Origin of the sequence: Prochlorococcus marinus str. MIT 9515 (genome assembly GCF_000015665.1) — a bacterium.
Lineage (GTDB): Bacteria > Cyanobacteriota > Cyanobacteriia > PCC-6307 > Cyanobiaceae > Prochlorococcus_A > Prochlorococcus_A marinus_P.
Map to the genome: position 1 here is coordinate 367,738 of NC_008817.1, position 13,093 is coordinate 380,830.

A 13,093-nucleotide genomic window follows, 5' to 3' on the forward strand; every position below is an offset into this window, starting at 1 on the left:
ATAGTAACTATGCAAAACATTTTATTTGATTCATAGTTAATATTTTATTTCCGAATTTTCCTTAAAAAGTTAACTATGGATTTAGGCATAATCCTTTTTATAAGACCTGATATAGTTGATTTTCTTAATTTAATAATTAATTGAGTTAATTGCTTAGATTCTTCTACCCTTATTTGATATAAATCTGGATGAATATAGTTCATAAGGGCTGTTTCTCTAATAGGCTCTATACCTTTTTCTTTAAATATTTTTTCAAATTTTGAATTACTTTTTAGGTATAAAAAAGTATTTTGACGGTACCAAACTTCTATCTCTTGATTTTCCCATACCTTTGAACGAAAAAGATCATAGGGCAAGTAACCATTTTTGATGAAAATTTTAGCCCAGTAAGAATGCGGTCTCTCATTAAAATGATCAGTACCTCCTTGACCACTAAAAGCAGCGCTAAATAGAATTGTTTCAGAAAAGTTTGTTAAGTAATTGACAAAGGTAGTTGCTTGTTCTGGTTTTAAATGCTCGGCCACTTCAAGTGACATGGCAAGATCAAATTTCTTATTAACAGGATTTTTAATGACAGTAGAACTAAGATCTATTGAATGGAATTTGATTTTTTTATCAAGCATATTTTCTTGGCAGACCCAATCACCATCTATCCCAACCAACTCTTTTGCACCTGAATCAGCAAATGCCTTTAACCATGGCCCTCGGCCACATCCAATATCAACAACTTTATTAGGTTTTATAAGTACAGAACTTAAAATAGATACATAATGCTTGGCACTAATATATGACCCATTTGTTAGTGATTTATAGAATTGATCATTATAGTTACTCCCTACATTCATATAATCTTTTCTCGAGAAATCATTAACCTAAATAATATAGCTTATTACAAAAGTTTTGATTCAAATAAATACATAATCTACAGGTTCTGCAAAATAAACTATTGATTCTTAATTAATAATCTTCTACCTTATTTCGCATCAATAGCTATTATTTCTGCTAAAAAGGTTCTACTTTTACTTATTGCCCTCAATTTTTAGTTAAATTCCTATCTACATTAAATACATCTTCAAGACTATATTCCAAATAAGAAGAACATTCCCAGTGAGATATTGTGACTAAAACTATTGTAGTCAGGGTGAATTTGATAAGAAAAACATAGCACTTTAATTCGCAATAGTTAAATAAATTTAAACTGAGTTTATTTTGCGGTTCAACAACTTCTAAAATATACTGCCTCTTTTAAGAAGTTTATTATTATGTTGAGTTAGATAAGTTTTTCATGAAATAATGATCTATAAAACTGTGCTTTTTAAGACCTAATATGGAAAGTCATCCGCGGAAAAAGAATTATCCATGTAACATAAAAAAGTCTTAATATTTTCTTAATATTTGATGGTTATAGCAATGACAAAGGGCTACAGCGAGCAGACCGCTGGGGCTAAGCTGTGTATTGACCTCGCAAGTGATTGGGCAGGTCAATGTATCGAAGCTTTAGATATTGAGAATAATTGTTTTCTCATGGATTATGGTGCTGCAGATGGTGGAACAGCTTCTGAATTTTGGGGAAAGATAATAAAAGATATTAAAGAACGAAAAACATCATCGCAAATCTCACTCATCGGAAATGATCTTTTTTCGAATGATAATCAATCTCTTATAAATAATCTCTCCCTACATTCTTCTGGTCAAGAATCAGCCTTTACTCTGATTTGCGCTGGCAGTTTTTATGAACAGCTTGTTCCAAATGGTTTAATTGATTTTGGTTTTTCCGCTACTGCTATGCACTGGCTAAACAAGAAGGTGGACACTCTTGATGATCATACCCATGTACTTGCATCAAATAATAAAGTTGCAAAAAATGATTTTCTGGAACAGGCGTTGTATGACTGGAATCAAATTCTTGAGATGAGAAGTAGAGAGCTAAAAGTAGGTGGTAAATTACTGACAGTAAATTTATCGAGAGATTACGAAGATAGATACCTTGGAAATAATGGGGGAAGAACAGTAAATGTTCATGACCAAATTCATTCAATTTGGAAGGAGTTGCTCAATGAAAAAATTATTTCTGAAATTGAATATAAGAATGGTACAATTCAAAATTTTTATAAGTCGCCCGAAGAATTTACTTCACCTTTAACCAATGAAAATTCAGCAGCCTATAAAAATGGCTTAAGACTTTTAAAGGAAAGAACAGTTTATGTAGATTGCCCCTATAGGAAAAAATGGAAGGAAAACCAAAATACTGAAGAATTTTCAATTGGATTGATGGAGACCATTCGAAGTTGGAGCAGGCATAGTTTCGTAGCTGCTTTGGATGAAAATAGTGAAAGAAAAGTCAATCCTGTTGATTTGCTTTTTGATCGATTAACTTGCCGAATAAATTCTGATCCTGAAAATTGGAGTCTTGATTATGTAGAACATCATCTGATGATGGAGAAAGTTTAATGGTTAATTTACAAACTCATTTAAAAAGTGAAGTGGGCGTTCTTGCTGAATATATAAGCGAAGAATTATCAGTTTTCATAGTCGCTGAAAATAAACCTGTTCAGTATCCTTCTAATGGAGGTTTAAGGCTTCTAAATTATGAAACAGATATTGAATGTCTTCAAGATGGATTTAGACTTGCAAATCTTATGAAGAGTAAACATGATATTTATTCGACAGGTTTTTCAGGTGGAAAAGTGGTGGCAAGATCACCAAATATTTCATCAGTTAAAGAAAAACTTATCTCAGTAACATCTGAACTTTTAGAAAATCTTGGTGGCAGAATGATTACTGGATGTGACTTAAATACTGATATGAATGATATGGAAAAATTATTCAAATTAACTCCTCATGTACTTGCCGCGGTCAATAGTAAGGTTGATGCTAGTACTGCTACTGCAATGGGTGTAATAGGAGCCTTTGAGGCTTTTAAGGAATTTATACCTTACGATCTTCCCAATGGTGTTTTGGTTCATGGATGCGGATCAGTTGGAAGTAAAGTCGCCTCTGAATTAATTAAACGAGATATAAAGACTTATGTCGTCGATATAGATACCGAAAAAACTTATATTAATGGTGCTATTTCCCTTGGGAATGATAAAAATTGGTATCGTAAGACTTTTGATGTTATATTACCTTGCTCTATATCAGGTCTTATAAATACAAATATTTCTCAATTTCTTCTTAAGACTAAAGCTATAATTTCAGCTGCAAATGCTCCTTTTGGAAATGATGTGATTCCTGAAAAGTTGAGGAATTCAAATGTTATTGTAATTCCCGATCCTTTAGTAAATGCTGGTGCGGTGATAGCTGATTCAATTGAAAGATATGCGCCAGTTAAATGGTCTAATACAAGACCTGAAAAGATTTATGATTTTGTCAAGAATGAAGTAAGAAAAAAATGTATTTCTTACCTAGCCTTGGAACAGAATGGATTAAGTTCTCTTGAAATTTTAGAACTAATAAAAAATAAAAAACAGCAAATCATAGGAGAGAAATTTTAAATCAATGAATATAAAGATCCCTGAACATGTTGATATAGCCATAATAGGTGGAGGTATGGCAGGCTTAAGTGCAGCAGCATCATTAAGTGAAATGGGAGTAAAAAATATAGCTGTTTTTGAATCTGAAAAACTTGCACATTCCGAAGGTAGCAGTTTTGGGGAGTCCAGAATGTACCGCGAAATGTATTCAGATCCTGTGTTATGCAAACTTGCTAAAGAATCAAATAAATTATGGGCCGAACAGGAATCAATAGCAAAATATTCTCTAAGAAAAGAACATGGATTATTGTTTTATGGTGAATCCTGGGATGAAGAAACCATAGAAGGTTCTATTCCTGGAGCTCAGAAAGTGATGGATGAGCAAAATATACCCTATGAATTTTTAACATCTGAAAAAATTTCTGAAAGATTTCCTATAAAACCTAAAGAACATTTTGTTGGACTTTTTGAACCAAGTGCAGGATCAATTTTAAGTGATAGAGCTATTGAAAATTGGATTAAAATCATAAGAAGTAATGGTAATCAGATTTATGAAGGTTGCAAAATTAAAAGAATAGAAGAAAAAAATAATTCTCTTGAAATAATAGGAAATCAATCTGTAAGTTTTGATCAATTAATAGTTGCATCTGGAATGTGGACTAATGAATTATTGGAACCAATAGGTTTAAAACAAGATGTAAAAATCTGGCCAATGCTTTGGGCACATTATCTGGTTGACGAAGATTTCATAAATAGTTATCCTCAATGGTTTTGTTTCCAAAAATCAAGAGGAGATGATGGTGGATTGTATTATGGTTTCCCCGTCTTAAGTCGAAATAAAAATAATATACCCAGAATAAAAGTTGGAATTGATTGGACCTCTCCAAAACTAATTGGTGGTGATGAGGGCGCAATGAAAAAACCTTTTATGGAACCTCTAATAAAAATGCTGGATGATTTCATTATCAACAATTTCGAGGGTGTTATCGTTTGTGATGAAACTTTTGTAAGTCCTTATACAATGACAAATGATGTTAATTTTATTCTCGATAAACCCAAGTCAAATATTACTGTTTTTTCTGGCGGATCTGGCCAGTCATTTAAATTTGCACCAATAATTGGTAAATGTCTTGCGGAAAAAGCATTAAATAAAAATTGTAGTTTTGATATAAGTTGCTGGGAATTTGACAGATTTCTTACAACAAAATAACATTTATTTTGTTTAAGCAATATTTTTACAAATTAAAATTTTCAAATTTATCATTTTTAAAAACTATGTCTACAGAAAATAATCTAGAAAAGAGCAGTCAAGATTATAAAAAATCTCAATATGGTAGTTGGTATAAAAAAAATGCTGAAAATAAAAAAAAGGATAAAAAAGAAGAAAAGAATAAAAAAGAAGTAAAAATTTCTTTTTTTAAAAAAATAAAGAGCCTTTTTAATAATTCTTGAATCATATTATTTTCTTTGATAGATAGATGAAATTATTTGATTTTTTTTTCAAAAATTTGAATAAAAGAGCAGAAATTATTTCGGAAGAATCACTTGATAATTCAAATGATCTTTGGGCTGATTCTGTAACAACTGGTTGGGAATATACCTGTAATTTATCATTAACAACTCCAAAAATTTGTATTGTAAATGATGGTTTTATTACTAACGATACATCAGTCAAACCAAAGTTAATAGGAGAACCAAACAATTTTGGAAAAGATGGAGACCCCTCAGGTGATTTTGGTTCTTGGATAAGAAGGCATGGACATGAAGAGGAATTTGAAGAATTGGCAAATATTTCTCAAGATATGATTTATGCAAGACCAACTGATATTGGAAGAATCCCACCGAAATCAAAATTAGAAGTTGATTTTAAAAGTTTTTTAATCGATTTTAGAAGTATAGTTGAGTCCAATATTTCTGTAGAAAAAAAAATTATTTATGATAAATGAGGAACTAAGTATTAAATCACAAGCTTATAAAGATATTTATAAAAAATTAGTAAGGGAAAAGAAATTTCCTGATTCTTTCTTTATCAATATTTTGTGCGAACTGAATGGAGTAGAATCTAAAACTGCTTCAATATTATGGGAATATGGATACCTTACAAAAGAACAAGTTTTGAATGCACCTTATAGTGAATTAATAGAGATTAAAGGTCTTGGAAAAAATTTGATTTCAAAAATAAAAAACTAAAAAAATGAATACTTGTAGCTCAGTTAATTCAATATCACTAGGAAAACTTTTGAAAAAATATAATTTAACACCAAAAAACAAACAAAAAGTAATACTTTCGGCTCAAAGAAAAATCTCAACTTGGTCAGGATTACATAGACTAGCGAGAAAGCTAGAATTTAAGCAATCAGCAGAAAATCAAAAACTATTGAATTAATGACTGAACAAAAAGATAATTTAGAAAGGATTTATCAGAAATTAAATGAAGAAGAAGATACTGTTTTAAAAAGATGGTATGAATCATTAATTCCCAAGATAATATTATTATTCCCCCTAATAGCCTTTGCCTTAACTTTTTTAAAAGTAAATACCGATAAATCGATTTTTGATTTACTTATTTTTATCGCCCTCGGGGTATTACTAGTTATGGGAGGAATATTGTTTAATTACTTTTTATCAAAGGGTGAATAAAGTCATAGAACCAAAGTGAACATAATGTAATTTCTATTCCATTTAAAAAATTTAAACTTCATTAATTGGTGGATTTAAGATACTTCCTATCAATCAGATTTCTTATAATCCCCATACTAAATATCAATATTACGCTTACTATAAATACAATCAAATATTCTCTTTGAAGTGAGGGTACTTCTCCATCAATAATTTTTTTAATATTGAAATTCTGATTTTGTAATTCTCTAAAACCATTTCCAGTAGCAACAAATGGCAGATCTGAAAGTAGAGAGCTAACGATTAAAGCTAGAAGAAATTTTCTAAACCTTAATTTAGTAAGCCCAACACCATAACTGACAAAATCAAACCAACCCGTCATTAGAAAACCGGTTAAAAGAAACAAGTTTTTCTCTAGATATTTCTTAGACAAATTTTCAAATTTATCTAAATATTTTTTTGACATAACTCGTTGCAGTATTTTTCTTCCAAATCTCCTTGATAATGAAAAACTAATCGAGCATGCTACTAAATCTGCGATAAAGCTTATTAGTAATCCATTTACTAATCCAAAAAGATATCCTGAAATTAATAAGCAATATGTACCCGGCAAGATAGGAATAACAATGCTTGTAAATCTCAAGAGTAAAATTAATAAAATTCCCCAGTTTCCTGATAAAGCTTCAACCACAAAAATCAATCTATTTTTAAATAATATATTTGCAATAAATACTTTTAGTTGATGAATAAATCAAAAGTTAATACAAAAAGTAAAATAGCTTTATTTCCAATGTATTTGTTTCCACCATTCTCTTACTTTTGAAGAGGAGCAATACCAGTTATTTCCAAAAAGACCACCATGTACTGTTTCAGGAAGAATTATTTGCTGTGAACCTTCTAAAAGAGATGATGACAAAGGAACTAAGCCGTCTCCATTAGCATTCTTATCTCCAGAAATTGATTTATATGATCCCCTCGCAACAAGTTTTGTTATTAATGATGTTTGTTTAGATTTAATTTCTACTTCACCTCCAACTGAAATATAATTTATATTTTTGAAGAAATTTCCTGGATATTTTTCATCCACAAATTTTCTCAATGCGGTTGCTTTTACAGCTTGATGTGGGCTACCTAATGTAATTAAATTTTTAGTATGAGACTTCCCATTAAATATCTTATTGTTAAAAGGTTCATCAGAAAGATAGAGTCTCATCATTACTCCACCAGAACTATGACCAATAAAATCAATTTTTGTAGAATTGTTTTCTACCAGTGCAATATTAACTGTATCTTTAACTTTATTTAAAATATCTACCCAACCTTGTACAGAATTGCTTTGAAACCAATCTTTTCTAGTTACATCTACTACATACACTTTTCTGTTAAAAACATTCTCAATTATATTTTTAGCTTCGTTATAGGCTTCTTTAGTAATCAGAAAACCACCGAGAATAATTATTGGATTTTTAATTTTTTTAATAAGTGTCTTTGAAAAATATACTCCGGTTTAAACCTGTCATAGGAAAAATGTTTATATTAAAAGATTTTGTAAATTTTAAAAATCTATATATCCTTTTCCCAAAAAAGATAAAGATTTGAAAATTGGTTTTTGGTTTCTACAACTGCTGTGGTAGTAGAAATTAACTTCCACCCTGCTGCATTACGTATTTTCATGATTGAAGCTATTTCACTTTCTTGTCTTTTAGTATTTGAATTTCCAACCGCGTAATAAATATCAATATCATTTATCGTGTTTGCCATTTTAGATTTCAGGGGTTTTTATAAGATTAATATTAGGAAATATTTCATCTATTCCAAAAAGTTTTAGATACGTTTGTACATATAATTTGTATATGTTTTTAATTTCTCTTCAAAATCGCTATTTTTTTATTGCTTATAAGTCCTGGTAATTTAGTCCCTTTTGATTTTAGATTTGAACTTATGAAAAATAAAAAGTAAATAATGTAAATTTGATTTATATTTAATTGAAAATGTAAGGTTAAAATATGTTTTTTTTTCTACTAGTCTCAATAGTAACTTTTATGTTAGCCTTAGGCACTTTCTTGATTGAAAGATATAGTTTCAATAATGCGCCTTTTCTTGAAAATAATAATTCTGAAAAACCTATAGAAACAAGTCTTACAATAATTGTCCCCGCATATAATGAAGAATTAAATATTATCAAGTGCTTAAAATCATTAAGCGAGATTAAAAGGCCTAGTGAAAATTTTAAAATATTAGTCATAGACGACTTAAGTACTGACAAAACTTTTTTAGAAGCAAAAAACTTAAAAGAAAAAATATTTAAAAATTCAAAAGAATTAGAAATCATTTCATCTGGAGAAAGGCCTCAAGATAAAAATTGGGTTGGTAAAAATTGGCCGTGTTATGTAGGGGCACAAAAAACAAATTCCAAATGGTTACTTTTTATTGATGCAGATGTAATTTTAGGAAAAAATTGTATTCATAATGCCCTCTCCAAAGCCTGTGCAGATGATATTGATTTATTATCTCTAGCTCCCAAAGTTAACTGTAATTGCTTAGCAGAGTGGATGGTGCAACCAATTATGACAAGCTTATTAATGCTAGGTTTTCCTATATATGCTACTAACGATAGTAAAAATAATTCATCATTTGCAGCTGGTCCTTTTATGCTTTTCAAAAGGCAATCTTATGAATTTATTGGTGGACATGAAGGCACTTTTGATGAAGTTGTTGAAGACATTTCTTTAGCTAAAAAGATTAAAAGTAATAATTTAAAATTAAATTTTTTAATAGCAATTGAAGATATTTCACTTAATATGTATCGAGATTTTAATTCCTTAATTGAGGGTTGGAGTAAAAACTGGTTTTTAGGTTTAGAGAAAGATCTCTTGAAATCAATATCAGGATCAATATTTGTATTTTTAAACTTTAGTGTTCCTTGGCTATTATTTATTACGTCAACGACTCTTTTAATAAATAATTACTCTTTCAAAATTTTCTGTATAAATTTAATTTCAGCTCTCTCTTTAATCACTTATCTTTTTAAAAGACTTTGGTTAAAGGCGAAGTATGAAATTCCCTCAAAATATTGGTATTTAAATGGAATAGGAGGGGTTATTGTCGTTTATATAAGTCTACTATCGATTTATAAAACATACACTGGAAATGGTTGGACTTGGAAGGGAAGAAATTTATTTAAAAGTTAATTAATTATTTAAATAAAATTGCTTTTTATTAAAGCATAAAATTTGTAAAAACATACCAAAAGTCAATAGTAAAATATCACAGCATTATGATATGTTTGACACTCCTTTTTTTATGATTATTTATTAGTTTATTTAAAACATTAAAGATATTGGAAATTACTCTGGTAGGAATTGGTTTATTAATTGGATTAGTCCTCAGTTGGATTATGGGACTTTCTGGTGGTGATGTTTTTATATGGATTTTCTGCCTATATTTTGGATTAGAAGTAGGACAATTAATTTTCTCAGATGATAGTAATGATGATGATGATGATTTTGATGGCGGTATTTTAACTCCAGTATTTCAGAGTAATTAATTTAGAACTAATCCTCCATCAACTACTAAATTTTGCCCAGTAACTGCCCTTGACCAAGGGGAGGCAAAAAATAATACAGCATCAGAAAAGTCCTCAGTGGTAGTTACTTTTCTTAAAGGTGTGATGCTTGAAATATACTCAAAAACACTATCGGGAGTTCCTTTGCTAGCATCAGTAACTTTTAATAAACCTCCTGAAACCATATTTACTGTGATATTAAATTGTCCTAGATCTATTGCCGCAGTTCTCGTAAGTGATAATAAACCCCCTTTGGCGGCAGTATAATCGTGATATGGGATCACTGGATTTTGAAATAAGTTAGTTCCAATAGATATGAATCTTCCAAAAGAATTTTTTTTCATGTTTGGGTTAAAAATATTCAGCAGATTTAAAAATCCTTTCTGAGAAGTTTCAATTTGGTTTTGGAAATCTTGCCACTCTATAGTATCAATTTTTTTTCTTTGATCACCATTAAAAACAAAATCATTTATTGCATTATGAACTACTGTATCCACTTTGATATCTTTATTATGCAATTCATCATGCATTTTAGAAACTTGATCTTTTTCTCTAATATCACCTTGGATTAAAATTACATTTTCTCCCAATGAAGCAGATAGTTTTTGGGCACTTTTAAATGACTTTCTATAATTGATTACTACTTTTGCTCCCTCTCGATGAAAAGATTTTGCTATTTCGGAACCTAAGCCTCTTCCAGCTCCTGTTATTAAAACAGTCTGTTCTTTTATTTGTAAATTCATAAGTTTTTCTGAAAAGGGTATTTAAAAAGGAAATAACTGAAAATTTGTTTATTAAATTTAGGTTCTACTTTTTCCCATAATATATATATCTTATAATTGTTAAAGTAAAAATTTTTAATAATTCGGAAATGCGGTCAAATATTCCTTGATTTTTCAGAAAATACTCCTAAATATAGATTAAAAAATTGTAAAGCTATCATTATTAATTCTGCAGTAAATTTCAAGATAATAATCTTTATAATTCAATGGTTGTTAAAGAAGTATATTGTCTCTTTCACATAAGAATTTAATTACTTTTAAGCAGTTTTTAATAAACTATTATGACTTTTAAGTTTTGATGAACTTAATTATAAAGAACAAAAGAGAAATTCTAGGTCAAGAAACTCTATTAAAAAAGAGCTACTATTTACAGCAGCCCTTATCCTATCTGATTATCAAATTAATTTTAAACTACGAATCTTGCAGTTTCAAATCTTTTTGAGATTGCTTAATTCTCTTCATAAAAACAGATATTTTATAAGGAGTGACTTCTCCATTTTTAGTTGCTAAAAGTTTAGCTTGGTTGAGTCTTCTAGCTTTGTTGATTTTTTCTCTAATGAGTACGAGGTCATTCATGTCCTTTGCAGTAAATGGAAATCCCGTTCCCTATTTCCATGTCATGCGTCCGTAAATTCAATTAGGATGAACGTAAATAAATAATAACATTAGCTTTATTTAGTCGTGAGAGTAAAAATCCCTAAACATTTTATCTTTTAGTTGCCATTCAATTAATTTCAATTATTAAATAATTGCTATAAAACAAGAATTTGATTGTTTAAATAGTTTTTGGCGAGCCTGTCTTCTCTCCATAAGCCTCTTCACCATGTTGAGAGATATCTAAGCCATCCTCTTCATCTGTTTCATTTACTCTGAAACTGCAACCAAGAGATTTTAAAACCAAAGCAATAATTAAAGTTCCGATTGCAGCAATTGCATATGCAATGAGAACAGCCTGAAGTTGACCAAGAATCAAAGCAATCCTTCCCTGTTCTTGAAGAACTAATCCTGCGGGATGAGTAGCTATCAACTCTGACTTAGCAAAAAGTCCAGTTAGAAGAGCTCCAACTGTTCCTCCAACACCGTGCACCGCAAAAGTATCTAAAGAATCATCAAAAGATAATTTAATTTTTAATTTAAGTGATAAAAAACAAATACCTGAGGTAATTGCTCCAATTAACATTCCACTTGATGGATTTACGAAACCAGCTGCAGGGGTAATTCCTACTAATCCAGCTACAGCACCAGTAGCCATTCCAATCGCAGAAGCTTTTCCATCTTTTATTGACTCAATTAAGGCCCAAGTTACTAGTCCAGCTGCGGCCGAAACATGAGTGGTTGTGAAAGGGAGCTCTGCTCCTCCTACGCTTAATTGACTTCCTCCATTAAATCCAAACCAACCAAACCATAGCAAACCAGTTCCTAATAGTATTTGAGTAATATCGTGAGGTGGCTTAATGCCTCTAGGCCAATTTCTGCGAGATCCAGCCAGACTAGCAAGAACTAAAGCAGAGACTCCAGAGCTTATATGAACAACTGTACCTCCTGCAAAATCAAGATCTTTTCCTAATAGTCCCCCTCCCCAAACCATATGAGCAAGTGGTGCATAAACAAACAAAATCCAGATAGGTGTGAAGAAACACCAAAAACGGAAACTAATTCTTTCTACAAGTGCCCCAGATATTAAAGCAGGAGTGATTATTGCAAACATGCCTTGAAAAAGAGCAAAACTAAGACCTGGAATTTGTAATCCCTCCCAATTAAGCGGAAGATTCTCTAAGAATGCATAGGTTGATGGATTTCCTATAAATGCATTTGAAGCTCCCCCATCAGAGAAGGCAAGACTAAACCCCACTATTGACCAAACAAGGGTAGCTATCCCCATCATCACAAAACTCATTCCCATCGTATTTAGAACATTCTTGGCCTGCGTAAAACCTCCATAGAAAAAAGCGAGACCAGGAGTCATTAGTAAAACCAGAGCAGATGAAGTCAAAATTAATGTATTGTCAGCATCTGAAATATTTGATTCAGAAGCGTGGATGGGCGCGAGCGATGCAAAAATAAGCTGAATTGCTGGGACAGTAAGAGTTGCTATTGCTATCTTGGCGGGTAGTTTTTTAAACAATATAAGAAAGTAACTGTTGCTACATTATTAGATTGAGGCGCAATAAAAAATGTTCACAATGAACATTTTTTATTAATTAAGTATTAACTCATATTCTTTAATATTCTAAATTCTTAAAATAAAATTTAAGGCTTGAATATAGTTCATATAATGCTTAATTACTTTTTATAAACTCTTATTCTTACTTAACTTATATTCTCCACTTTGTTAGTTTTTTTGGTCTGGGTGGAAATATTAGATCTACTGCCCCTATTAGGAATGGCAATGTATCTAGAGTATCGTATAAATGCAATTAATGAGCCTATTTATATTTGATGAAAAAATATGCATATGTGATTAGTAGAGGGTTCGCCGAAATCTTTTATGAAATAAAGCTTTTGGAGTCAAGCCAAAAGAATTATGATTAGATAATAAAATATGATTTTCCTAGTGTTTTGATTAATCACATATGACGAATTATTAGCAAATATTCTTGTGATCAATTAGTGATCAAATCTTTCTTTATATATTAAAGGAAGATAATTTCTCT

The 13,093-nt window shown here is 30.4% G+C and carries 17 protein-coding genes; 10 read left to right on the forward strand and 7 right to left on the reverse strand.

The genetic code is table 11. The features are described 5' to 3' along the window. Positions 1–44: 44 nt before the first annotated feature. Positions 45–845: a class I SAM-dependent methyltransferase gene (locus tag P9515_RS02025; RefSeq protein ID WP_011819724.1), complete on the reverse strand. Its 801-nt coding sequence runs from the start codon at positions 843–845 to the stop codon at positions 45–47. Positions 846–1,398: 553 nt separating this feature from the next. Between P9515_RS02025 and P9515_RS02030 the strand changes: the two genes are divergently transcribed. The 8 genes from P9515_RS02030 to P9515_RS02055 all read left to right on the forward strand — a co-directional run bounded on the left by P9515_RS02030 (position 1,399) and on the right by P9515_RS02055 (position 6,113). Further along, positions 1,399–2,451 (forward strand): class I SAM-dependent methyltransferase, encoded by a 1,053-nt coding sequence (locus P9515_RS02030; RefSeq protein WP_011819725.1) that lies wholly within the window; start codon positions 1,399–1,401, stop codon positions 2,449–2,451. Then, complete coding sequence (locus P9515_RS02035; protein WP_011819726.1) at positions 2,451–3,494, forward strand: Rossmann-fold NAD(P)-binding domain-containing protein; 1,044 nt, start codon at positions 2,451–2,453, stop codon at positions 3,492–3,494. Before P9515_RS02030 ends, P9515_RS02035 begins: the two co-directional genes overlap by 1 nt. 4 nt (positions 3,495–3,498) lie before the next feature. After that, positions 3,499–4,683 (forward strand): FAD-dependent oxidoreductase, encoded by a 1,185-nt coding sequence (locus tag P9515_RS02040; RefSeq protein ID WP_011819727.1) that lies wholly within the window; start codon positions 3,499–3,501, stop codon positions 4,681–4,683. A gap of 65 nt (positions 4,684–4,748) precedes the next feature. Then, positions 4,749–4,925 carry a hypothetical protein gene (locus P9515_RS09600; RefSeq protein WP_187146035.1) on the forward strand — a complete coding sequence of 59 codons (177 nt, stop codon included), beginning with the start codon at positions 4,749–4,751 and terminating at the stop codon, positions 4,923–4,925. Positions 4,926–4,981: 56 nt separating this feature from the next. Beyond that, positions 4,982–5,419, forward strand: a complete 438-nt coding sequence (locus P9515_RS09950) for a hypothetical protein (RefSeq protein WP_225867095.1) — start codon at positions 4,982–4,984, stop codon at positions 5,417–5,419. Further along, complete coding sequence (locus tag P9515_RS09955; protein WP_011819730.1) at positions 5,409–5,663, forward strand: helix-hairpin-helix domain-containing protein; 255 nt, start codon at positions 5,409–5,411, stop codon at positions 5,661–5,663. The genes P9515_RS09950 and P9515_RS09955 overlap by 11 nt, the downstream gene beginning before the upstream one ends. A gap of 4 nt (positions 5,664–5,667) precedes the next feature. Beyond that, the gene (locus tag P9515_RS02050; protein WP_011819731.1) at positions 5,668–5,859 is read left to right on the forward strand and encodes a hypothetical protein; all 192 of its coding nucleotides are present in this window, start codon (positions 5,668–5,670) and stop codon (positions 5,857–5,859) included. Continuing rightward, a complete protein-coding gene (locus P9515_RS02055) occupies positions 5,859–6,113 on the forward strand; it encodes a hypothetical protein (protein WP_011819732.1) in 255 nt (84 codons plus the stop codon). The genes P9515_RS02050 and P9515_RS02055 overlap by 1 nt, the downstream gene beginning before the upstream one ends. A gap of 61 nt (positions 6,114–6,174) precedes the next feature. Here P9515_RS02055 and P9515_RS02060 read toward each other — a convergent pair whose 3' ends face one another. The 3 genes from P9515_RS02060 to P9515_RS02070 form a co-directional block, all read right to left on the reverse strand. Continuing rightward, positions 6,175–6,783 (reverse strand): TVP38/TMEM64 family protein, encoded by a 609-nt coding sequence (locus P9515_RS02060; RefSeq protein ID WP_011819733.1) that lies wholly within the window; start codon positions 6,781–6,783, stop codon positions 6,175–6,177. 90 nt (positions 6,784–6,873) lie between these two features. After that, positions 6,874–7,572, reverse strand: a complete 699-nt coding sequence (locus P9515_RS02065) for an esterase/lipase family protein (protein ID WP_187146041.1) — start codon at positions 7,570–7,572, stop codon at positions 6,874–6,876. 83 nt (positions 7,573–7,655) lie between these two features. Then, the gene (locus tag P9515_RS02070) at positions 7,656–7,853 is read right to left on the reverse strand and encodes a hypothetical protein (protein ID WP_011819735.1); all 198 of its coding nucleotides are present in this window, start codon (positions 7,851–7,853) and stop codon (positions 7,656–7,658) included. Between the two features lie 245 nt (positions 7,854–8,098). On the opposite strand from P9515_RS02070, the gene P9515_RS02075 reads away from it, so the two are divergent. After that, on the forward strand, positions 8,099–9,283 hold the full coding sequence (locus tag P9515_RS02075) for a glycosyltransferase family 2 protein (protein ID WP_011819736.1): 1,185 nt from the start codon (positions 8,099–8,101) through the stop codon (positions 9,281–9,283). A 149-nt stretch (positions 9,284–9,432) separates the two neighbouring features. Beyond that, positions 9,433–9,639, forward strand: coding sequence for a hypothetical protein (locus P9515_RS02080; protein WP_011819737.1), 207 nt, complete (start codon positions 9,433–9,435; stop codon positions 9,637–9,639). On the opposite strand, the gene P9515_RS02085 is transcribed toward P9515_RS02080, so the two are convergent. The 3 genes from P9515_RS02085 to P9515_RS02090 all read right to left on the reverse strand — a co-directional run bounded on the left by P9515_RS02085 (position 9,636) and on the right by P9515_RS02090 (position 12,564). Continuing rightward, on the reverse strand, positions 9,636–10,400 hold the full coding sequence (locus P9515_RS02085; RefSeq protein ID WP_011819738.1) for a 3-oxoacyl-ACP reductase: 765 nt from the start codon (positions 10,398–10,400) through the stop codon (positions 9,636–9,638). The genes P9515_RS02080 and P9515_RS02085 overlap by 4 nt on opposite strands. A 450-nt stretch (positions 10,401–10,850) precedes the next feature. Further along, the gene (locus P9515_RS09605) at positions 10,851–11,015 is read right to left on the reverse strand and encodes a hypothetical protein (RefSeq protein WP_011819739.1); all 165 of its coding nucleotides are present in this window, start codon (positions 11,013–11,015) and stop codon (positions 10,851–10,853) included. 199 nt (positions 11,016–11,214) lie between these two features. Continuing rightward, entirely contained in the window at positions 11,215–12,564 is a 1,350-nt protein-coding gene (locus P9515_RS02090; protein ID WP_011819740.1) for an ammonium transporter, read from the reverse strand. Between the last annotated feature and the right edge of the window lie 529 nt (positions 12,565–13,093).

What these genes read in the sequence shown, in the direction of transcription:
- P9515_RS02050 (WP_011819731.1), top strand. Translation starts at nt 5,668, where the DNA reads ATGAATACTTGTAGCTCAGTTAATTCAATATCACTAGGAAAACTTTTG.
- P9515_RS02030 (WP_011819725.1), top strand. Translation starts at nt 1,399, where the DNA reads ATGGTTATAGCAATGACAAAGGGCTACAGCGAGCAGACCGCTGGGGCT.
- P9515_RS02025 (WP_011819724.1), bottom strand. Translation starts at nt 845, where the DNA reads ATGAATGTAGGGAGTAACTATAATGATCAATTCTATAAATCACTAACA.
- P9515_RS09955 (WP_011819730.1), top strand. Translation starts at nt 5,409, where the DNA reads ATGATAAATGAGGAACTAAGTATTAAATCACAAGCTTATAAAGATATT.
- P9515_RS02035 (WP_011819726.1), top strand. Translation starts at nt 2,451, where the DNA reads ATGGTTAATTTACAAACTCATTTAAAAAGTGAAGTGGGCGTTCTTGCT.
- P9515_RS02040 (WP_011819727.1), top strand. Translation starts at nt 3,499, where the DNA reads ATGAATATAAAGATCCCTGAACATGTTGATATAGCCATAATAGGTGGA.
- P9515_RS09600 (WP_187146035.1), top strand. Translation starts at nt 4,749, where the DNA reads ATGTCTACAGAAAATAATCTAGAAAAGAGCAGTCAAGATTATAAAAAA.
- P9515_RS02070 (WP_011819735.1), bottom strand. Translation starts at nt 7,853, where the DNA reads ATGGCAAACACGATAAATGATATTGATATTTATTACGCGGTTGGAAAT.
- P9515_RS09605 (WP_011819739.1), bottom strand. Translation starts at nt 11,015, where the DNA reads ATGAATGACCTCGTACTCATTAGAGAAAAAATCAACAAAGCTAGAAGA.
- P9515_RS02085 (WP_011819738.1), bottom strand. Translation starts at nt 10,400, where the DNA reads ATGAATTTACAAATAAAAGAACAGACTGTTTTAATAACAGGAGCTGGA.
- P9515_RS02075 (WP_011819736.1), top strand. Translation starts at nt 8,099, where the DNA reads ATGTTTTTTTTTCTACTAGTCTCAATAGTAACTTTTATGTTAGCCTTA.
- P9515_RS02055 (WP_011819732.1), top strand. Translation starts at nt 5,859, where the DNA reads ATGACTGAACAAAAAGATAATTTAGAAAGGATTTATCAGAAATTAAAT.